Annotated in this window: 21 protein-coding genes; 2 read left to right on the top strand and 19 right to left on the bottom strand. The window is 42.3% G+C overall.

The window, feature by feature from the left end; all coding sequences use genetic code 11:
- Nucleotides 1-199: 199 nt before the first annotated feature.
- Nucleotides 200-3,067 carry a bifunctional diguanylate cyclase/phosphodiesterase gene (locus tag RM544_RS00080; protein WP_311359745.1) on the top strand — a complete coding sequence of 956 codons (2,868 nt, stop codon included), beginning with the start codon at nucleotides 200-202 and terminating at the stop codon, nucleotides 3,065-3,067.
- 37 nt (nucleotides 3,068-3,104) lie between these two features.
- Here RM544_RS00080 and RM544_RS00085 read toward each other — a convergent pair whose 3' ends face one another.
- Genes RM544_RS00085 through RM544_RS00130 form a run of 10 tightly spaced genes read right to left on the bottom strand, consistent with a single transcriptional unit; the run spans nucleotide 3,105 to nucleotide 10,620 of the window.
- On the bottom strand, nucleotides 3,105-4,805 hold the full coding sequence (locus RM544_RS00085; RefSeq protein ID WP_311359746.1) for a Na(+)/H(+) antiporter subunit D: 1,701 nt from the start codon (nucleotides 4,803-4,805) through the stop codon (nucleotides 3,105-3,107).
- Nucleotides 4,802-5,104, bottom strand: a complete 303-nt coding sequence (locus RM544_RS00090) for a hypothetical protein (protein ID WP_311359747.1) — start codon at nucleotides 5,102-5,104, stop codon at nucleotides 4,802-4,804. Before RM544_RS00090 ends, RM544_RS00085 begins: the two co-directional genes overlap by 4 nt.
- Nucleotides 5,105-5,115: 11 nt before the next feature.
- The gene (locus tag RM544_RS00095; protein ID WP_311359748.1) at nucleotides 5,116-6,639 is read right to left on the bottom strand and encodes a proton-conducting transporter transmembrane domain-containing protein; all 1,524 of its coding nucleotides are present in this window, start codon (nucleotides 6,637-6,639) and stop codon (nucleotides 5,116-5,118) included.
- 8 nt (nucleotides 6,640-6,647) lie between these two features.
- Nucleotides 6,648-8,138 (bottom strand): monovalent cation/H+ antiporter subunit D family protein, encoded by a 1,491-nt coding sequence (locus RM544_RS00100; RefSeq protein WP_311359749.1) that lies wholly within the window; start codon nucleotides 8,136-8,138, stop codon nucleotides 6,648-6,650.
- A complete protein-coding gene (locus tag RM544_RS00105; RefSeq protein ID WP_311359750.1) occupies nucleotides 8,138-8,497 on the bottom strand; it encodes a cation:proton antiporter subunit C in 360 nt (119 codons plus the stop codon). Before RM544_RS00105 ends, RM544_RS00100 begins: the two co-directional genes overlap by 1 nt.
- Complete coding sequence (locus RM544_RS00110; RefSeq protein WP_311359751.1) at nucleotides 8,494-8,916, bottom strand: Na(+)/H(+) antiporter subunit B; 423 nt, start codon at nucleotides 8,914-8,916, stop codon at nucleotides 8,494-8,496. Before RM544_RS00110 ends, RM544_RS00105 begins: the two co-directional genes overlap by 4 nt.
- Nucleotides 8,906-9,466 carry a DUF4040 domain-containing protein gene (locus RM544_RS00115; protein WP_311359752.1) on the bottom strand — a complete coding sequence of 187 codons (561 nt, stop codon included), beginning with the start codon at nucleotides 9,464-9,466 and terminating at the stop codon, nucleotides 8,906-8,908. The genes RM544_RS00110 and RM544_RS00115 overlap by 11 nt, the downstream gene beginning before the upstream one ends.
- The gene (gene mnhG, locus RM544_RS00120; protein ID WP_311359753.1) at nucleotides 9,463-9,798 is read right to left on the bottom strand and encodes a monovalent cation/H(+) antiporter subunit G; all 336 of its coding nucleotides are present in this window, start codon (nucleotides 9,796-9,798) and stop codon (nucleotides 9,463-9,465) included. The genes RM544_RS00115 and mnhG overlap by 4 nt, the downstream gene beginning before the upstream one ends.
- Nucleotides 9,788-10,129, bottom strand: a complete 342-nt coding sequence (locus RM544_RS00125; RefSeq protein WP_311359754.1) for an MrpF/PhaF family protein — start codon at nucleotides 10,127-10,129, stop codon at nucleotides 9,788-9,790. The genes mnhG and RM544_RS00125 overlap by 11 nt, the downstream gene beginning before the upstream one ends.
- On the bottom strand, nucleotides 10,129-10,620 hold the full coding sequence (locus RM544_RS00130) for a Na+/H+ antiporter subunit E (RefSeq protein ID WP_311359755.1): 492 nt from the start codon (nucleotides 10,618-10,620) through the stop codon (nucleotides 10,129-10,131). The genes RM544_RS00125 and RM544_RS00130 overlap by 1 nt, the downstream gene beginning before the upstream one ends.
- A 232-nt stretch (nucleotides 10,621-10,852) precedes the next feature.
- Between RM544_RS00130 and RM544_RS00135 the strand changes: the two genes are divergently transcribed.
- Complete coding sequence (locus tag RM544_RS00135) at nucleotides 10,853-11,251, top strand: MAPEG family protein (RefSeq protein WP_311359756.1); 399 nt, start codon at nucleotides 10,853-10,855, stop codon at nucleotides 11,249-11,251.
- A 143-nt stretch (nucleotides 11,252-11,394) separates the two neighbouring features.
- On the opposite strand, the gene RM544_RS00140 is transcribed toward RM544_RS00135, so the two are convergent.
- The 9 genes from RM544_RS00140 to hisB all read right to left on the bottom strand — a co-directional run bounded on the left by RM544_RS00140 (nucleotide 11,395) and on the right by hisB (nucleotide 19,291).
- Nucleotides 11,395-11,835, bottom strand: coding sequence for an Hsp20 family protein (locus RM544_RS00140; RefSeq protein ID WP_311359757.1), 441 nt, complete (start codon nucleotides 11,833-11,835; stop codon nucleotides 11,395-11,397).
- A gap of 204 nt (nucleotides 11,836-12,039) precedes the next feature.
- Nucleotides 12,040-13,125, bottom strand: a complete 1,086-nt coding sequence (locus tag RM544_RS00145) for a GGDEF domain-containing protein (RefSeq protein WP_311359758.1) — start codon at nucleotides 13,123-13,125, stop codon at nucleotides 12,040-12,042.
- A gap of 94 nt (nucleotides 13,126-13,219) precedes the next feature.
- A complete protein-coding gene (locus RM544_RS00150; protein WP_311359759.1) occupies nucleotides 13,220-14,056 on the bottom strand; it encodes a cache domain-containing protein in 837 nt (278 codons plus the stop codon).
- 207 nt (nucleotides 14,057-14,263) lie between these two features.
- Nucleotides 14,264-14,881, bottom strand: a complete 618-nt coding sequence (gene hisIE / locus RM544_RS00155; protein ID WP_311359760.1) for a bifunctional phosphoribosyl-AMP cyclohydrolase/phosphoribosyl-ATP diphosphatase HisIE — start codon at nucleotides 14,879-14,881, stop codon at nucleotides 14,264-14,266.
- A gap of 23 nt (nucleotides 14,882-14,904) precedes the next feature.
- Nucleotides 14,905-15,678: an imidazole glycerol phosphate synthase subunit HisF gene (hisF, locus tag RM544_RS00160; protein ID WP_311359761.1), complete on the bottom strand. Its 774-nt coding sequence runs from the start codon at nucleotides 15,676-15,678 to the stop codon at nucleotides 14,905-14,907.
- 43 nt (nucleotides 15,679-15,721) lie between these two features.
- Nucleotides 15,722-16,720, bottom strand: coding sequence for a branched-chain amino acid aminotransferase (locus RM544_RS00165; RefSeq protein WP_311359762.1), 999 nt, complete (start codon nucleotides 16,718-16,720; stop codon nucleotides 15,722-15,724).
- 130 nt (nucleotides 16,721-16,850) lie between these two features.
- Nucleotides 16,851-17,585 (bottom strand): 1-(5-phosphoribosyl)-5-[(5-phosphoribosylamino)methylideneamino]imidazole-4-carboxamide isomerase, encoded by a 735-nt coding sequence (gene hisA, locus RM544_RS00170; RefSeq protein ID WP_311359763.1) that lies wholly within the window; start codon nucleotides 17,583-17,585, stop codon nucleotides 16,851-16,853.
- 9 nt (nucleotides 17,586-17,594) lie between these two features.
- On the bottom strand, nucleotides 17,595-18,224 hold the full coding sequence (hisH, locus tag RM544_RS00175; RefSeq protein WP_311360702.1) for an imidazole glycerol phosphate synthase subunit HisH: 630 nt from the start codon (nucleotides 18,222-18,224) through the stop codon (nucleotides 17,595-17,597).
- Nucleotides 18,221-19,291, bottom strand: a complete 1,071-nt coding sequence (hisB, locus tag RM544_RS00180; RefSeq protein ID WP_311359764.1) for a bifunctional histidinol-phosphatase/imidazoleglycerol-phosphate dehydratase HisB — start codon at nucleotides 19,289-19,291, stop codon at nucleotides 18,221-18,223. Before hisB ends, hisH begins: the two co-directional genes overlap by 4 nt.

A 19,291-nucleotide genomic window follows, 5' to 3' on the forward strand; every position in this document is an offset into this window, starting at 1 on the left:
ATTTAGAACTTGTATATATCACTAAAAAGTTGGCTAGTGCAGGGCTGTGAGGTCTGCTCATTAGTCATATACTCAAGTAGGTAGGCAACAGTACTAATTTAATCGTCGATGGTATATTCTGACGGTTAAAGAAGAACAATAAACAGTTTAACCGCAGGGATCGCGTTATTATTCATCAATCACGAGGTAAGTGACTTAGGTGCGCGATTTAAAATTTTCTAGTATTTTGGTTCGTATTGCGGCAATCATTGCGGTTGGTCTTGTCTATTTATACGTTGAATATGCTGAATACCGAACAGCCTTATCCAATCAAAAGCTTGCCGTAGCGCAGCAACTTGCCGTGATTAAAAGTGATATAGAAGCGCGTCTACAAAATAATATTGAATTAGTGAAAGGGTTGGCTACCTACGTCATCGTTAATCCAGATCTCGGTCAGGATGAGTTTTCTCTGTATGCCCAAAAACTGCTGACTTCTGAAAGTAATATTCGTGTTCTCGCTGCATCAAACGCATATATCGTGACTCATTTGTACCCTTTTGAGGGCAATGAAAAAGTGTTTGGTATGGATTACCGCGAGCTAGAAGATCAATTACCCTCAATTGAGCTTGCTCTGGAAATTCAAAAAGCCGTAGTTTCTGGACCTGTCGAGTTGGTGCAAGGTGGGCAAGCGCTTATTGTCAGATTGCCTATATCGATAGATGAAAAGAACTGGGGCATAATTTCAGTTGTTATCGACTATGACGACTTTATTGCTCAGTTGGAATTAAATACTCATCCTGATCTGCATATTGGTATTAAGGGCAGACATGCACTGGGCATTGACGGCGAAGTCTTTTTTGGCAGTAAAACGCTTTTTGATGATTCGAAAGTCACTACAGACATCCATCTCCCTTATGGCAATTGGATAGTTTCTGCCAATCCAAAAGAGGGCTGGGAGCAGCTAAGGTTTCATCCGAGCTATTTTATTTCAGCGCTGGTTATTTGGTTATTTATTTACTACAACATGTTATTGATGCTGCGCAATGAAAAGCTAGCCGCTGAATCACGTCAATCTTTACAAGCTTCTGAACGCAAGTTTAGACAGTTTTTTAATTTAAATAATGCTGTAATGCTAATGGTTGATGAGGCAGGGAAAGTTATCGATGCGAATAAGGCTGCTAAGGATTTCTACGGCTTCGACAAAAGCGCTTTGTTGTCCCGCTCACTTGGGGATCTTCGTCACTTTGTTGGAAGCTCCACAAAGGAAAATACGATTGAGTCTGCCTCTATTTACAACGATGTTCATTTAACAGTTGATGGGACTGTAAAAGATGTTGAAGTCTTTAGCACACCTATTGAATTAGCCGGAGAAATGAGTACCAGTTTGATTGTGAATGATTTGTCCGAAAAGCGTCAACATGAGCAAAACTGGAAGTTATATGAACAAGTCTTCAATTATGCACAAGAAGGCATGTTCATCACCAATAGTGATTTACAAGTTGTCTCGATAAATCCAGCATTTGAACGTATTACAGGAATACACAGACAAGAAATATTGCAGCAACAACCTAATATGTTTAGGAACGCTGACCGCTCTCAACATTTTTATGAAATGGTATTTCCGATATTAAAAAAGCGAGGAAACTGGCGGGGAGAACTCTGGTTCTCAGGTCAACCGTATGAAGATTTCCCCCTGCTTTTCTCTATCAATGCAGTAAAAAACAGCAAAGAAACAATCATCAATTATGTTGCCGTATTTTCTGATATCTCTCAACAAAAAGCAGTAGAAACACAGCTAGAAAACTTAGCGCACTTCGATAGTCTAACTGGTTTGCCGAATCGATTTATGTTAGCGAAAAAGCTCGAGTTCGCGATTCAGGGTGATGACAATTTCGGTAAAAATTTTGCGCTGATGTTTTTGGATTTAGACCGGTTTAAAGTTATCAACGATAGCTTAGGGCACAAAGCAGGTGACGAACTTTTGATGATTGTTAGCCGACGTTTTAAAGAGATTATCGGCTCAGAAAATACCTTGGCACGTTTGGGGGGCGACGAGTTTGTCGTACTGATAGAAAATTGCCGACAGGATGAAGAAAAATTGCAAGTGATGGCAGAGTCGCTTTGTGATGCTGCGAGGTTACCTTTTCAGATAGCTGACGAATTAGAAGTGAATATTGGGCTATCAATTGGCATTTCCCAGTATCCTAAAGATGCTAGCTGCAGTTCTGAATTACTCCGCTGCGCTGATGCTGCAATGTATAAAGCTAAAAAATCACTTATGGATGATGTTGTATTTTACTCCCAAGATATCAGCGATGACGCAGCCGCTTTGCTAACCATAAGTTCTGAACTTAAACAGGCTAAAGCCCAGGATCAGTTTGAATTGTTGCTGCAGCCGCAGGTGAACATTGTCAGTAATCAAGTTGTTGGTGCTGAAGCATTAGTCCGATGGCATCATCCGAAACGCGGTTTTCTTACGCCAGATAGGTTTATCCCATTAGCTGAAAGCACAGGTTCAATCAGATTTGTCACTGAGTGGGTGTTTCAACACGCTATTAGAATTATCCAAAACTGGCGCGAGCAGGGCGCAGAGATGACTCTCTCAATCAATGTGTCGGCTATGGAGTTATCTAACCGGAAGCTGTTCAATCGCATTGCTCAAGCGGTGAAATTAGATCCAACAATAGCGAGTGCAATTACAATTGAAATAGTCGAAAGTGCAATTGTAGAAAATATTGAATTTACTAAAGTGTTACTAGCAGATCTGCGTGCGATGGGTTTTAAGATCGCGATTGATGATTTTGGTATAGGGTTCTCGTCACTGTCTTATTTGAGTCGATTGTCGGTTGATATTCTGAAAATAGACCGTGCTTTCGTCAATAAGATGGAATTTGAGAAAGACTTAGCCATCGTACGTTCGATAATTGGGTTAGCAAAAAATTTCAATTTATCGGTGATTGCGGAGGGAATTGAGACTCAGGAGCAGGCTCGAACACTGTCCTCTCTCAACTGCACAAAAGCCCAAGGTTACCTATTTAGTAAACCCATTTCTGTTGATCAGTTTAATAAGCAGTATTTGGACAAATAACCTTTCACTGTTTTAATGGCCTACATCCGACTGGCTTTTATAAAAACTGAGTGACAAAAGCCATAAGAACTAATAATACAAATCCAATTGCCATACGCAATGTCATGGTTGCTGCGTTGGCGTCGTTGCCTCTTTTCATTACAGGGATTGCATTAAGCAGGCTAAGGGACGAACTGACGGCAACACGCTTAGCACTAGAGGCCAAGCGGTAAATACCATTTCCAATACCAGGCAAAGCTTTCCTGAATATCCACTCTACGTCCAAATTCACTGACTTTAACTCAGGAGGATATAAACCTTTTTGATTTAGCCAGACAAATGCGAGTGCTGAGAAGAACAGGAGTTGTAACTGTGTCAGGGTATGGGTGATGTCGTACGCTACGTAATTGTTTTCCCATGGCAATAGCGAGTATAGTAAAGCAGGGTAGCTTCCTACTAAGATACACAGCGCAGAGGCAATACCCATAGCAACCAACATATTCGTAGGTGCCTCTTTAGGACGCAGCCCAGAATCGTGCGCAAAGAAAGCAAAGAATGGGATCTTTATACCGGCGTGATGGAAGACACCTGCAGATGCGAATAAGAGCATCAGCCAAAGGTATTCATGCCCAGCTTCTATCATCGCAGCCATCACCATGCTTTTACTAACAAAACCACTGAATAACGGAAAGGCAGAAATTGAGGCCGCACCAATAATACAAAACAGCGTGGTTTTAGGCATTGTTTTATACAAGCCACCAAGGTTTGAACCATTCACGTGACCGACACGCGTTAGCACAGCCCCCATCGTCATAAACAGTAGCCCTTTAAAAATCACGTCATTGAACGCATGAGCTACAGTGCCGTTGAGCGCCAAAGCGGTGCCGATACCAATACCACAGACCATAAAACCAAGTTGGTTAATTAGGCTGTAAGCCAATACTTTTCGTAAATCGTTTTCGATAACAGCGTAGAAAATGGGGAAGCAAGTCATCGCAGCACCAATATACACTAGCAAATCTTCGCCAGGAAAGGTGCGCGCAAGCATGTAGATCGCGACTTTGGTTGTGAAGGCAGATAAAAATACCGTACCCACTGGTGTTGCTTCAGGGTATGCATCTGTTAGCCAAGAGTGCATAAATGGGAAAGCGGCTTTGATACCAAAGGCGACTAAGAATAACCATGAGGCTGTAGAACCCAGTCCAATGTATCCAATATCAGTTGAGCCAGTTTGCTGGAAGTAACTGATCGCACCAATTAATAAGAGCACGCCAGAGAGTACTTGTATAATTAAGTACCGAATGCCAGCCGCTTTTGCTGCCTCTGTGCGTCGAGCGAATACCAAAAAGGCCGAGGTCAGTGCAAGTAGCTCCCAAAAGATAAATAAGGTGATAAAGTCCCCAGCAAATACAGCACCAATAGCACTACCGGCATACAATAGACCCGAAACAAGCTGTACTTTGTCTTTTACATGCAAGGCATAAATGAGGCAAATAAAGCAGGCAAGGTGAAACAAGTAAGCAAACAAGAGGCTTAGTTTGGCGTCCTGCTCCGTGACCGCGGGGCCAACGTCCATTATCTGCAGGGTGAATGTGTGCAGTTGAACAGTGATAGGACTTAGCTGGTCAGCATTTAAAAACAGTAATATGCCGTTAATTAATGGGACTAAAACCAAAATGTACCGAAAGCGAATAGGTGCAATTGCAGCAAACAGGGCTGCGATGAAAAATGGCAAGAATGCCGGGATAGCATAACTCATTGCTGCTTCTCCTCTGGTTTCTTACTCGAGTCATCTTCATCTTCTCTGGCATCGTAGTATTTCTCATCACGCATCACGAGTTTTCGCATTTCTTTGGCGATAACAACTAAGACGACACAGGCTACAAAGCCATATATTGCGTAAAATGCAGGTATCTCTTCAAAGGAAACATAAATGTGACGATGCACGATAAAGTCTGCAATAACGAGTACAACACACAGTACATAGAATACTCGTAATATTATTTTAACGTTTTCGGGCTTATCAAAAAATGCGACTTTTTGTTCTGGTTTATTCATTTTTATGGCCCTTACAAGGTTGTTAGCGTTGAAGCTAATCGGAAAAATACTTGTGGATCAAAGAAAAGATACAAGGTAATTACCGTGGGTATAGCCATGCCAATTAAACACGCAACAGGTGCTTCAGAAATTCCTGTTGCTTCTGCGTGCCCTTCTTCGCCTTGCTCAGGTTGACTGGGTTTGTTAAAGAACGCAGTCATTGGAATGCTTAACAAGTAGTAAGTGTTAAGTATTGAGCTAATGGCCAAGCCAGTTAGAATCGCCCAATAAGTGAATTCAGGCCCGGAAAAGCTCAGAGAGCCGGAGAGTAGATACCACTTACTCCACATCCCTCCAAAGAATGGCAAACCGATAATGCTCAAGGTGCCTATTGTAAACACGGTGAAAGTAAATGGCATCGTTCTACCCAAGCCGGATAGTTGGCTAACGTACTTTTTATGGGTTGCAACAAGGATCGCACCAGCAGCAAAGAATAATGAAATTTTTGCAAATGCATGCATCGCAATATGCATAGAGCCGCCTAGGATACCAGCCTGATTTGCTAGCAAAGCACCCAATATAATGTAACTCAGTTGGCTAACTGTCGAATATGCCAAACGTTCTTTAAGGTTGTCTTTACGAAGTGCAATAAAGGAGGCGAGTACAATAGTGATGAGAGGTAACCAGATAAGCCAATGATTGGCACCGGTTTCGCTAATGAAATCGGTACCAAAAATAAACACTACAATCTTCATGACGGAGAAAACACCCGCCTTTACAACTGCAACAGCATGCAGCAGCGCACTCACTGGAGTCGGGGCTACCATGGCCGAAGGTAGCCATTTATGCAAAGGCATGAGGCCTGCTTTGCTGATTCCAAATAAGAACAATAACAGTAAGGGAGCGGCCCAAATCGCATCCAAATTATTAGCGAGTATGCCACCTTCCTGAAAGCTCAATGTGCCAGACACGAACCAAGTGATTATCATCGCAGGCAGGAAGAATAAGATTGATGAGCCCATTAGAATCAATATATAAGTTCTACCACCTTTTCGTGCTTCTCTTGTACCTGAGTGAGTGACTAATGGATAAGTAGAGACTGTTAAGATTTCATAGAATAAAAAGAGTGTGAATAAATTGTCAGAGTAGGCGACAGCCATAACACCAGCGATTGCAATTGCAAAAAGAACATAAAAGCGCGTTTGGTGTTTTTCATGATGGCCTCGCATATATCCGATAGCGTAGATAGATGTGGCAACCCATAAGCTACTTGCGATGATAGCGAATAAACTACCAAAAGCCGTAGCGGAAAATGCAACCGCTAAGCCTTCAATGGGTTCAGCAAAAGTAAAACGAGAGTTAGCGACATCCTCTGTATGATTAAGCTCTAAGCTCAAATAGATATCAATGTTGATAAGCAGCAAAAGAACAGCAGTAATTAATGTCACCGCCTCTCGAATATTCACATGCTTGTCTAGCCTAGAGATAATTAATGAGCCAACAATAGGCACAAGAATAGATAGGATAAGTAAATGAGTCATAGCAATTTGCGTCATTGTTGCTCCTATCGCTCTAACAAAGCTTTGGCAGCTGACGAGGCAGCTTCAAAAGATAGCTCGGTGTTCAGTCCGAAAACGATACACATAATCGCACCAATCCAAAGTGCGATAGTCATTGTTCTTGGCGCGCGAGCGACACCAGAATCGCCACTGGGTACATCTTGAATATGCAATTTGCGCTTACTTCTAAAATATAAGTTTTCAATGATTTTCCAGACATAGGCGATAGCTAAAACAGAGCCAATGACTATCGTACCGACAACTATCCACATGCCTTTTTCGACCGCAGCTTCGAGTAGATACCATTTCGTCACGAAACCGACCGTTCCAGGAACACCAATTAAACTTAAACCTGCTAGGGTGATTGCAGCAAATGTCCAAGGCATATCTTTGCCGAGTCCACGAAGGCTTCGCAGTTCAGTCGTATTAGCGCGATACAATAAAATACCAGCTCCTATGAACAAGGTAGATTTAATAATGGCATGGTTAAACAGGTGTAAAATTGAGGCTGTTAAACCAAGTTGATTGATAAGTGCCAATCCAATGACCATATAGCCTATTTGAGCAACACTAGAAAATGCGAGTAGGCGCTTCATTTCTACTTGTTGCCAAGCTCTAAATGACCCGTAAATGACAGCCACACACCCAAGCGAGAGCATGATTTGAGGTAACAACATATCTACCCAGTAATCGATTGGATAGAGGTCGAACAAAATGCGATATAAAACGTAAATACTGACCTTTGTAGCGGTTGCAGATAAAAATACGCTAACCGCTGATGGCGCCTGACCATAAGCATTCGGTAACCAGCTATGTAAAGGGAAGATAGCGGCTTTCAGCGCGATTCCCATTACCATAAAAATGAGTGCGGTTTCGACCAATTGCATGTCTGCAAAACTTGGAAAGCGATTAGCAATATCTGCTGTATTTAGACTTCCTGAGGCAGCAAAAAGGAAACCGACACCAATTAAGAAAAAGGTTGCACCGATAGTGCCCAAAATAAGATAAGAAAACGCAGCAGTAAGTGCTTTTCTATGTTTGCCCATGCTGATAAGTGCATAGGTAGATAGTGACGATATTTCTAAAAATACGAAAAGATTAAAGATATCGCCGGTCAGTGCAATGCCTAATAAACCCAATAAGCAGAGTTGAAATGCCGCATAGAACAAGGGGATAGTTTTCTTGTCGATCTCGTCGGGAACACTGCGATAGGCAAACAGGCATGATAATGAGGCAATACCACTGACTATTACAGCGATGAATGCATTCAATGAGTCAATTTTATATTCGATACCCCAGGGTGGACGCCAACCTCCTAATTCATATATGACATGACGACCGTCACTGACTTCATACAGTATATATAGAGAAATGAGGAGCGATATAGAGGAAACGATTAAGGTCAAAGCCCAAGTGATTTTCTCCGATGGTATCAACGCAGTAATCGGCGCTACCATCAATGGAATAACAATCAGTAAAATGGTGAGTTGTTCCATTATTCTTTTTCGTCCATTTCGTTAATTTCTGATTCTTCCACACTGTTGTAAGCTTCTTTAATTCTGATCACTAATGCGAACCCCAGGGCAGTCGTGGCAACGCCAACAACAATTGCCGTTAGCATCAATACCTGAGGTAATGGATTTGAGTACAAAGTGTATTTATCGTCAACTATGGGAACGGTGCCGCCCGTTACCTTTCCTAAACTCACGTAAAACAAAATAACCGCTGTTTGAAAGATGGCTAAGCCTGCTAGCTTCTTAATTAAATTAGAACGGCTCATCAAAGTATATAAACCGACCATCATAACGGCCACTATCAACCAGTAATTGATATGACCAAGGATGTATTCCATCATTCTGGGGCAACCCTCCGCGCAAAAGTAAAGAACAATAGCACCATCACAGAAGCAACGGTTAGACCTACTCCGAGCTCAATGATAATGATGCCAATATGTTGTCCTGCAATTGCAGTAGAGGCGAGTACACTATAGTTCAAAAAGTTGCCTCTCAATATCATAGAAACAACACCGACGCCGCCATATAAGAGCACACCTAAGCTAGCGCCAAGTCGCAACACCCATTCAGGGATGAGCTGTAAAGCAGCGTCCAAACCGTAGGTTAATGCATATAAAAGGATCGCCGAGCTAAAGATAACCCCTGCTTGGAAACCACCGCCTGGGCTATAGTCGCCATGGAACTGCACGTACAATGCGAATAAAATAATAATAGGAGAGAGCCATTTGGTGACGACGCGTAAAATGAGATCATTTGACATTTGATACCTCCTTTACTCGGATTTTTTTTCTGGCACCTAGTAGCATCAATACACCTATGCCCGCAGTCAATACAACGGTGACTTCTCCCAATGTATCAAAACCTCGATAACTTGCTAAAACAGCCGTAACCAGGTTAGGCACACCGGTTTCCTCTTGTCCTTTTTCGATGTATCTTGCAGCGACTTCTCTGTGAGGGGCACTGGCACCGTCGCCGAGTTCAGCAAGGTCATGAGTTCCGTAAATCAATAGGCCACCCATTACCACACAGATAATTAAGGGTGCTGCCCGTGATTTCTGCCTAGACACTAATTCATGTCCACTTTTTGTAGAAGCCAGGGTTACCAGCATCAGCACGGTTGAAATACCTGTTCCCACGGCAGCTTCAGTGAAGGCAACATCCGGCGCGTCAAGCACAACGAATAAGCCAGCAACAAGTAAACTATACAGGCCAAATAACATTGCCATAGCGAACAAGTGCCCTGTTTTCAGCACGGCTAGCGCCATGACCAACAAAAAAACTAAAAGGACTAAATTAACGACAAGGCTCATTTTTGCTCCTTATCAGAGTGGGCAGGAGTCACATGGATTTTTTGATTATGTATTAAGCCCCAACGCCATGCATTATTTGCTAAGGCATAGGAAGAAACTGGACTTGTGAATAATAGGAATAAAAAGATGAGAACTAACTTCGCAATCACGTTAACTGAGTCTGCGTGACAAGCTAAACCACTCAGTATGAGGAAAGAACAAAGGGTGTCAGTGATCCCAACTGCATGCAAGCGAGCATACATGTCCGGTAATCGAATTAGCCCAAATGCGCCGACTACGCCAAGAAAACAACCTATTCCAATGAGAATAAAGCCAACTATCTCAAGCATCATGTTTCTCCTGTACTTTAGGAACATCTTCTTTGGTCAAGCCCTGGTCTTGCAGTTCCTCTTTGCTGTTGGCAAAAAACTTTCCGCGTTCGACTAGACGCAAAGCGGCGATAACCCCCACAAAATTCAGCAATGAGTACAACAGAGAAATATCAAGCAAGTCATGTCGACCGGAGAAAAAAGCATAGATGGCAACTAACAATACCGCTTTGGTCCCGAACAAGTTGACGGCAAGTATTCGGTCGAAGACGGTTGGTCCAAGCAAGGCTCTGCAAACACCCAGCGCCATAGCGATAAGAATGGCTAATCCTGCTACTAAATAATATTCGGTCATTAACTATTGTTCTCTACGGTTTTAACTTGATATTGGGCAGGCATGATATTCAAAATATCGCCATCAGCTAAATCTTGAGCGCCTTGCTCGCTGATAGTATGCACAAGCAAAGTGTGGTCAGATAGGGCAATACTCGCAGAGCCAGGTGTGAGTGTTATTGCATTCGCATATACCACTTTCGCTACATCATTGTCGTAGGGCATATCAATAGTAATAAAAGTTGATTGAACTGGCCTAATACCTAGCACTCTCAGTGTGACATCAATATTAGATAGAATGATCTTGTAGAACAGTTTGAATAAAAACTTGACTAAGCTGATGGTCACAAAGAAGGTGTATTGCTCTTGGTCAATGCGCAGCATGCGCTTTGTTAACCATAATGAGATAAGGACAGAGAAGGCTCCAAAAGTTAGCATTAAAGGCTCATACATGCCGGATAGTAGTAGCCAAACGACGACAAGTATGACGCCCAATCTAAACAAATGACTCAATTCTACTCTCCTATACCTTAGTTAAACTTGCACACTTAATGTGGTGCTAATTTTTACAATGAACCTAGAGCTTTGAACTCGCAAACAATTTATTTGCAGATAATTAATGTAGCAATTCAATCAAACTAACACAATAATTGATGATAAGTCCTTACTTTATTTCATTTTGTTGGCCAATTAGTATAGGCTCTCGCTCAGGTTAACTGTCATTTATTGGGAAGTGTTTTACATTATGAACTTACAAATTACTGGTTTGTATGCGGGTTTATTAGGCTTGTTTTTTCTCTTTTTATCTTTTCAAGTAGTGAAAGCAAGAAGACGAAATGCAATTAGTTTAGGTGATGGAAATATAGATGACTTGCAGAAAGCAATTAGGGCTCATGCCAATTTTGCAGAGTATGCTCCACTATGTTTGATATTGCTTGCGATAGGCGAGCTTACCTCTTTCGCTGATGTTTTCCTGCACATTTGCGGTGCGCTTCTTCTATATGGAAGAATTGCCCATGCTTTTGGCCTTATCACTAAGTCAGGGCCAAGTTGGGGACGAGTAAGCGGTATGCTCGCAACTTTCGCAAGTCTGCTAGCGTTGTCGGTATGGAATATTTTCGTGGTAGTTTCAAAAACACTTTAAGCTCTATGAAGGGGTCGATAACTCTTTTTGCAGTGATAAAAAAACCATCGCAAAGGCGATGGTTATCATTTTTACAATCATGTTTACAATAATACTCAAAGGGTAGCCAAGGTCAGGGAATACCTTGGCTACCTGTTTTTCCTCTATTGATTCTCGATTAGGTTTGAGCCAATCTCTATCCGTCTAGGCTTCTTGGCCTCTGGAACAACGCGTTCTAAATCAATGTGTAACAAACCATTCTCTAGATCTGCATTCAGCACTTTTACGTTATCACCAAGTTGGAACTTCCGTTCGAAGTTTCGCTCAGAGATTCCTTTATGAAGAAATTTTCTCTTTTCTTCAGGGGCTTGCTCTTTTTTACCACTGACCAGTAGGGTGTTTTCCTGAACTTCGATAACGACGTTCTCTTTTGAAAAGCCAGCTACTGCCATGGTAATTCTGTATTTGTCTTCTTCCAACAGCTCAATGTTGTATGGAGGGTATGTATTTTGTTTCTCGTTCCGGGCTGCGGCATCTATCATAGATGCGAGATGGTCTGAACCAATAAAAGAACGGTAAAGTGGAGATAGATCGATAGTACGCATAGTCATATCCTTTTTCATTTAAGCAATATGTTTTTAATAATTTGCCCCGATTAATCGGCGGCGGTTTTTGTGACCCTTTCGGCGTTCACAATATAGATGTAGGTATGGAACCTTGAATTTCAAGAAAGTTTTATATGAAAAATTAAATTTTTCATATAAGTCTATGAAAAATATAAATTAAAAAATTTTATTTTTTGACTCGAATTATACTATTTCTTCTGCGATAACGCGATTACGGCCTGTGTTTTTGGCCTTGTATAAACAGCTATCAGCGTGTTTGAATAATAGCTCTGTGGTTGTTTCTTCCTTAGGAATGCAAGTTGCCACTCCTATGCTGACTTCAACTGAAAGATGTTCATCATCAAATTCAATAGGTGCTTTTTCCACTTTTCTACGGATTTTTTCAGCTAGCTGAACAACCAAGTAGTGCGCAGTATTTGGCACAATAACAGCAAATTCTTCACCGCCAATTCGAGCAACATCATCAGATTGCCGCTTAAATACACACGCAATTTCATTAGCTGTTTGTTTGATCACTTCATCGCCCGCTGCATGACCAAAGGTATCATTAATATTTTTAAAAAAGTCGATATCAATGACGAGTAAAGACAAGGGAGCTTTAGCTTGTACTTGTGTTTTCCACTCCTGTGCGAACCTATAATCGAAGGCTCTTCGATTGCTAACACCCGTTAGGCTGTCTTGATTATTGATACGTTCAAGCTCTATTTGCTGTCTAACCCGTTGTTCATACTCCTGTCCTAGTCGTCTACTCAAAGCCATCATAAACAAGCCATAAGTAACAAGCATTGCTCCCTCCAAATAGTGGGACGTTGAAAAAAACGCGCTGGTAATAAAGGGCGGAGTAACTAACGCGGTTAAATACGTGTAAGAGAGGTCCGAACGGGGTGAAAAGTTGACTAATCCACCGCTAATAATGGCGAATAAGGTCATCAATAGATAGTTGAACATAGGTTCGAAAAGCGGATTGACAAAGCTTAGTGAGAATAAAATGCTGGTCATCAGTGCGGGGACAACGGCACTAATATAAATACTTGCAACCCAAAACTTAAATGGAATGAGTTTGGTTTTAGCTCTTAATTGCGTAATCAATAAGCGGCCTGCGCCAAGAATAACAAAGCCTGATAAAATCGAGTAAAAAACGACTGGAGCGGTGTCGATAAAGCCGGTACCAAAACTGATCAAAAACCATGCCGCGCCGTAAATGAAGGCGCCATTTCTTGAACGGTTTTCAATATCCTGAAAAACTAATTGATTGTTTTTCTTTTCCATTTTTCTCAGTACTTAAACTTTAGTTTATGTTTTGACTTTAGCCTTTTAGGGGCGTTTACGCAAACCAAGCGAGAATAAAAAGGGGCGTCGTTTTTCATTGTAGCTGGTCTACATGATTAATCTTGCTTTGAAACACCACGAACCAACTCATGCTTGGGATCAGTGCCGATGCTAGATACATGTTTTTGTCTTGTTCGTGTCGTACTTCGTTAGCGGCTTGCTTGCGCAACAATACCGTCGCAATATCGCTACCAAACTTTGCTTCCAGTGAACTACTGCCGGCAATGTCAGGGTCATTGTGTACTTGGATTTTGCCCAAACTGTCAACAATAAATAGTTCGCCAAACTGGTTTAGTTCCGAGTTACTGAGCATACTAACAACACCATCAAAAGAAGTTGCTATGCCAGATAAACCCAGACCATTCTCTTGCCGATAGTTGACATACAAATCAACACGATGTTTGTTCTTGTCGTGATAAACGCTGATTAAGTCTTGTTGATTACTGGCGAGGTAATTGAAGTACCAGGTATCAATTTTCGGGTCCAATACACGCAGAAAACCCTCATGATTCCAGTACTTGTTGCTCTGCGTGTCGGCGAATGAAGCACTGGTCAGTTCATATTCTCCTACAACGTACGCTAGTTTTTCGAGTAGTATCTTTTCTTGAACTTCAGGGTGCCCAGCGTCAACCCACTGATGAATATGTGTATCGTTGGCGATGGTATTCGCCAGTATTTTCATGTTGGCAATGCGTTTATCTATTTTTAGAGCGATATTTTGTAAGGATAAAGTAGAATCTAGCTCTGTTGCCTCTAGTACGGGCTGTTCCAACGGCTTTTGCAACGCTAGCGCAGAATAACTTTGCAAAATAATAGATAGGAAAATGATGACAGAAGAGATGGTACTCTTGTGCGGAGTCTGTTTTAGCATATTGCGGGTGCGCTTTAAAAATTATTGGTATGACTTATAAAACGGTCAAATTCTACTTAAAGTTCATTATTAAATAGCGCGATGAATCTGTTGTATCGAGAAAGTTTGTTTACTCTGAGCAGTATTTCAAAACTAATAAAACAGTAATGTAAAATGCAACAAGACGACCAGTTATCTGTGCCGCCTTTGTCGTTTTATAGCGATGCCTTATTTATGTCTAGCTTTCAGTACATCAATCGCATCATTTAAAGATAAATTGCTCGCTTGTAGCAATACAATCAAATGGTAGAGTAGGTCGGCTGATTCATTCTTTAACTCTTCTAAGTCTTGAACAGTAGCTGCTAGTGCAGTTTCAACGCCTTCCTCACCTACTTTTTGCGCAATTCGTTTAATCCCTTTACTGTACAACTGAGCAGTATAACTTGTCGATGGATCGGCGTCTTTGCGTTCAGCCAATACATTTTCTAGTTCAGCGATGAAGGTCATAGTCGGTGCTTCACTGTTAAACCAACAGGTCGTTGCACCAGTGTGGCAGGTAGGGCCATTTGCATTCGCGAGGACCAATATAGAATCAAAGTCGCAATCTGCAGAAATATCCACTAAATCAAGAGTATTGCCGGAGGTTTCACCTTTTGTCCAAAGGCGTTGCTTAGATCGGCTGAAAAAGGTAACTTTCCCAGAGCTCAAGGTATGATTGAGTGCTGCCTGATCCATGTAACCTTGCATTAATACTCTGCCAGTGTGAGCATCTTGTATTATGGCTGGGAGTAAATTATCCATTTTTTCCCATGCAAGCTGTGCAACATTATCTTGTGTTATTTTCATAATATGTCCTTTTGAGAGTCGTTTTATGAACGCATCTCTATACCTTGCTGAGACAGCCAGGCCTTTAATTCAGGTATGTCGATTATAGATTTGTGGAATACTGAAGCCGCTAGTGCACCATCTACATCAGCTTGTTTGTATACATCAGCAAAGTGTTGCATTTCACCGGCACCGCCGGAGGCAATCAAAGGTACGTGACAAACCTCTCTCACTGCTGCTAGTTGTTTGATATCGTAACCCTTACGCACGCCATCTTGGTTCATGCAGTTAAGTACGATTTCACCAGCGCCTTTCGTTTGGACTTCTTTTATCCAATCTAGCGTTTGCCAACTGGTTTTTTGCGTGCGGGTTTCGTCCCCAGTAAATTGGTAAACTTCGTACTGTTGAGTTTTTTCATTAAAAAAACTATCAACACCAATAACCACACACTGCTGACCAAAAGTGTCATGTAGCTCTTTGATCAGGTTTGGGTTTGTCAGCGCAGGACTGTTAATAGATATCTTGTCTGCACCCATCTCAAGAATTCTACCTGCATCTTCTACAGTTTTGATGCCGCCGGCGACACAGAACGGAATATCGATAACTTGGGCAATTTTAGATACCCAGCTTTTATCAACCACTCGTTGGTCACTAGAGGCTGTAATATCATAAAATACCAATTCATCAGCGCCGGCTTTCGCGTAGCGTTGAGCTAATGGCACGATATCGCCTATGATCTCGTGATTGCGAAATTTGACGCCTTTGACCACGACACCATCGCGAACGTCTAGGCAGGGTATAATTCTTCTTGCAAGCATGAATAACTCTTCTTTTCTGGTTTTAGTATTTAACTATTGATTCTTATTTTACCTTTACTAACCAATTATGCTTGTCAGGGGCTTTGCCCCATTGAATATCATTCAGTGCTTGTCTCAACTTCTGCGTTGTCGGACCCGCTTCACCATTGCCAACTTGATATTCTTTATCGTTATGAATGAATGTGCCGACTGGGGTTAACACAGCTGCCGTGCCGGATAAGGCCGCTTCGACCCCAGGTTTTGCTGCACGTTCTAATAATTCGTCTACGCTGATATTGCGTTCACTAACGGTCATGCCTAAATCCGCAGCTAGGGTGAGGATTGAGCTTCTTGTTACGCCGTGTAAGAAGCTAGAATCTAAAGTTTTGGTGATGACTTCATTGCCGTCAATCAGAATGAAATTAGCTGCGCCAGTTTCTTGTACATCACCATTTGGACAGAATAATATCTGATCCGCTTGTACTTCGCTGCGTGCTGCTAAAATAGGGCCTAGAGCACTAGCATAGTTACCACCACTTTTGATCATGCCCATATGCGGTGCACAGCGCATCCCGGTTTCATCAAGTAATAATCGTAGAGGCTTTGCGCCACCTGTAAAGTAATCGCCAACCGGTGACAGTAATACGTATAGCAAAGATGTAAGAGAGGGAGCCGCAGCTTTTCCAATGGAAGCTTCTGTACCCACATGCGTAGGGCGAATATACATTGAGCCCGGAGGTTCAGGTACATCACTCGCATACTGACCAACAATGCTCAAAATCATTTGTTCAACTTGTGCTTTGTCTATCGCTGGCAAGTTCAATAACTGGCTGCTTTGTTCGAAACGATTCAGGTTTTGGTCCATTCTAAACACATAAATACCGCCATCATCATGGCGAAATGCTTTTAAACCCTCGAAGCAAGTGCTCGAATAATGCAGGACATGCGCGCCAGGATGCATTGGAATGCTTTCGGAGGAGACAAACTTCGTCTCGCTCCATGTATCATTTTCAAATGTGGTTATAGCCATTTCTGGCATAAAAACCGTACCGAACACTGCCATGTTTAATTCCTAATACTTGTTGTTGGCTAACTGCCAAATTCTACTTATTTTATAAGCCGCTATTTTACGTGATTTAAGCCCACTAACAATAGGCGAGTTGCCCTGCCCATCATTTCGCTCTATGGCGTGACTAATCTTGCCAACAGGCAATCGCTTCTTTCACAGTAAACTTGCCTTCCAGCAAGGCCCTTCCTAAAATAACACCAGCCACATTTGTGGGTTTTAATACTTCAATATCTTTCAGGTTTCCAATACCGCCTGACGCTTGCCACTGAATGTCTGGAAACTGCTTAGCAACTTCTGAATAAAGACTGTCATTAGCACCTTGTAGCGTACCATCTCGACTAATATCCGTACACAAAACGTGTTGTAAACCGACTTTAGAGTAACGCTTAATAAGTGTTTCGATAGATACGCCAGAGTCTTTCTGCCATCCGTGAGTTGCAACGAATTTGTTACCTTGTTCATCAATATTGATATCAAGAGCGAGAACGATGTGCTCAGGACCAAATTCTTGCATCCAAGCTTCGACTAACTCAGGTTGTGTAACTGCTAATGAACCAATGACAACTCTCTCAACCCCAGCGTTTAATAAACCTTGTACATCTGCTTTGGTGCGCACACCGCCGCCGCTCTGAAATCTCATTCGCTTGGTTGCTACCATATCTGAAATGAGCTGAAGTTGACGTTTCGCAGTGTCTTTGGCACCCGTTAAGTCGACAATATGCAGCCATTGCGCACCATCATCAGCATATTGATTGACAACATCAATAGGGTCGAGTTTGTACTCTGTAGTTTGTTCGTAATCGCCTTGATATAGACGAACCACTTTTCCTTCAATTAAATCTATCGCGGGAATGATCATATCTGTCCTTTACAACTGAATGAAGTTCTTAAGTAGTTGAGCACCAGCATCGCTTGAACGTTCAGGGTGAAACTGTACGCCAAAAAAGTTATCGCGATGGATAGCTGCTGAGAAATTAGGCGCATCTATTCTTGAATCATACCGGAAAGTCGCAAGAGTATGTGCATAGTCTTCAACCGCGAAACTGTGTACAAAATAAAAGTGCTCGCCATCAGGAATATCAGCAAATAAGGGGTTGTCATATTTACTCGTCACCCGATTCCAACCCATGTGAGGCAAGCGCAAGTTACCCACTTGCATGCGTTGTACACGACCAGGGATGAGATCTAAGCAAGCGGTCAAATCTGTTTTACCAAATTCACCTTCTTCAGAATCAGAGACCATCAATTGCATACCTAAACAGACGCCTAAAGTTGGCTGAGTCAGGTTTTGTAAGCAAGTGACCAAGCCTTTGCTACGAATGCTAGACATTGCGGCCGGAGCAGCACCCACTCCGGGTAAAAGAACGCGCTGGGCTTTCGCGATAACCGCAGTATCATCTGAAACCTCTACTTGCGTTCCTAAACGTTCAAACGCAAACTTGACCGAGGAAATATTGGCACAACCCGTATTAACAATAACTAAGGAGTTTGCCACTATAACGCTCCTTTGGTACTCGGCAGTGCATCACCTTGCTTGGTGATTGCTTGTCGCAAAGCACGGCCAAATACTTTAAACAGACTTTCAACTTGATGATGTGCGTTACCTTCCGTCGTAGACAAGTGCAATGACAGGCCCATGGCTTGCGCAATCGAATAGAAGAAGTGCGGCACCATTTCGGTCGCCATATCACCAACAGATTCACGCGTAAACTCAGCATCAAACTTAAGGTGCGGACGATTTGAAATGTCCATGATGCATTCTGCTCTGCACTCATCCATTGGTAATGCGAAACCAAAACGCGCAATACCGCGCTTGTCGCCCAAGGCTTTCTTTAAACATTCACCCAAGGCTAAGGCAGTGTCTTCTACGCTATGATGGTCATCGATATGCAGATCACCGTCGACACTCACGTTTAAGTAAAAACCACCATGCGTGGCGATTTGATCGAGCATGTGGTCAAAGAAACCCAAGCCAGTGTGGATTTCTGGCTTTTGTTTACTATCTAAGTTGACCTTCACTTTGATGTCGGTTTCGCTGGTGGTTCTGACTACTTCAGCAGTGCGCTCAGTGACTAGTAAACTTTGGGTGATCATAGGCCAATTATTATTGCTTGGGTCATATTTAATCCCCACAATCCCCATGTTTTCAGCAAGTTGAATATCAGTATCGCGGTCGCCGATGACAAACGAGCGTGTAAAATCAACTTTACCTTGTTGCAAATAGTCCTTGACCAAACCAAGTTTTGGCTTTCGGCAGGTACAATTGTCTTCGTCAAAATGAGGGCATATCAGTACATCATCAAAGTGCACACCTTGACTGGTGAACACGTTCATCATGGCATTATGAGCTAGATCGAAGTTTGCCTTGGGGAAACTGTCCGTGCCCAAGCCGTCTTGATTGGATACCATCACAAGTTTAAAACCAGCGGCTTGAAGCTTGAGCAGTTCAGGTATGACATTCGGTTCGAAAACGAGCTTTTCTAAGCTGTCGAGTTGTTTGTCGATTGCTGGTTCCTCAACAAGAGTGCCGTCACGGTCGATAAAAAGAATAGCTTCTTGGGTCAT

The sequence above is a fragment of the Brumicola blandensis genome, assembly GCF_031846165.1.
Taxonomy (GTDB): domain Bacteria; phylum Pseudomonadota; class Gammaproteobacteria; order Enterobacterales; family Alteromonadaceae; genus Glaciecola; species Glaciecola blandensis.

Coding starts and splice junctions, on each gene's coding strand:
- RM544_RS00095 (WP_311359748.1), bottom strand. CDS start 6,639: ATGACGCAAATTGCTATGACTCATTTACTTATCCTATCTATTCTTGTG.
- hisF (WP_311359761.1), bottom strand. CDS start 15,678: ATGCTTGCAAGAAGAATTATACCCTGCCTAGACGTTCGCGATGGTGTC.
- mnhG (WP_311359753.1), bottom strand. CDS start 9,798: ATGATGCTTGAGATAGTTGGCTTTATTCTCATTGGAATAGGTTGTTTT.
- hisB (WP_311359764.1), bottom strand. CDS start 19,291: ATGACCCAAGAAGCTATTCTTTTTATCGACCGTGACGGCACTCTTGTT.
- RM544_RS00105 (WP_311359750.1), bottom strand. CDS start 8,497: ATGATGGAATACATCCTTGGTCATATCAATTACTGGTTGATAGTGGCC.
- RM544_RS00165 (WP_311359762.1), bottom strand. CDS start 16,720: ATGGCAGTGTTCGGTACGGTTTTTATGCCAGAAATGGCTATAACCACA.
- hisA (WP_311359763.1), bottom strand. CDS start 17,585: ATGATCATTCCCGCGATAGATTTAATTGAAGGAAAAGTGGTTCGTCTA.
- RM544_RS00085 (WP_311359746.1), bottom strand. CDS start 4,805: ATGAGTTATGCTATCCCGGCATTCTTGCCATTTTTCATCGCAGCCCTG.
- RM544_RS00100 (WP_311359749.1), bottom strand. CDS start 8,138: ATGGAACAACTCACCATTTTACTGATTGTTATTCCATTGATGGTAGCG.
- RM544_RS00110 (WP_311359751.1), bottom strand. CDS start 8,916: ATGTCAAATGATCTCATTTTACGCGTCGTCACCAAATGGCTCTCTCCT.
- RM544_RS00135 (WP_311359756.1), top strand. CDS start 10,853: ATGAACTTACAAATTACTGGTTTGTATGCGGGTTTATTAGGCTTGTTT.
- RM544_RS00150 (WP_311359759.1), bottom strand. CDS start 14,056: ATGCTAAAACAGACTCCGCACAAGAGTACCATCTCTTCTGTCATCATT.
- RM544_RS00090 (WP_311359747.1), bottom strand. CDS start 5,104: ATGAATAAACCAGAACAAAAAGTCGCATTTTTTGATAAGCCCGAAAAC.
- RM544_RS00140 (WP_311359757.1), bottom strand. CDS start 11,835: ATGCGTACTATCGATCTATCTCCACTTTACCGTTCTTTTATTGGTTCA.
- hisIE (WP_311359760.1), bottom strand. CDS start 14,881: ATGAAAATAACACAAGATAATGTTGCACAGCTTGCATGGGAAAAAATG.
- RM544_RS00115 (WP_311359752.1), bottom strand. CDS start 9,466: ATGAGCCTTGTCGTTAATTTAGTCCTTTTAGTTTTTTTGTTGGTCATG.
- RM544_RS00145 (WP_311359758.1), bottom strand. CDS start 13,125: ATGGAAAAGAAAAACAATCAATTAGTTTTTCAGGATATTGAAAACCGT.
- RM544_RS00125 (WP_311359754.1), bottom strand. CDS start 10,129: ATGACCGAATATTATTTAGTAGCAGGATTAGCCATTCTTATCGCTATG.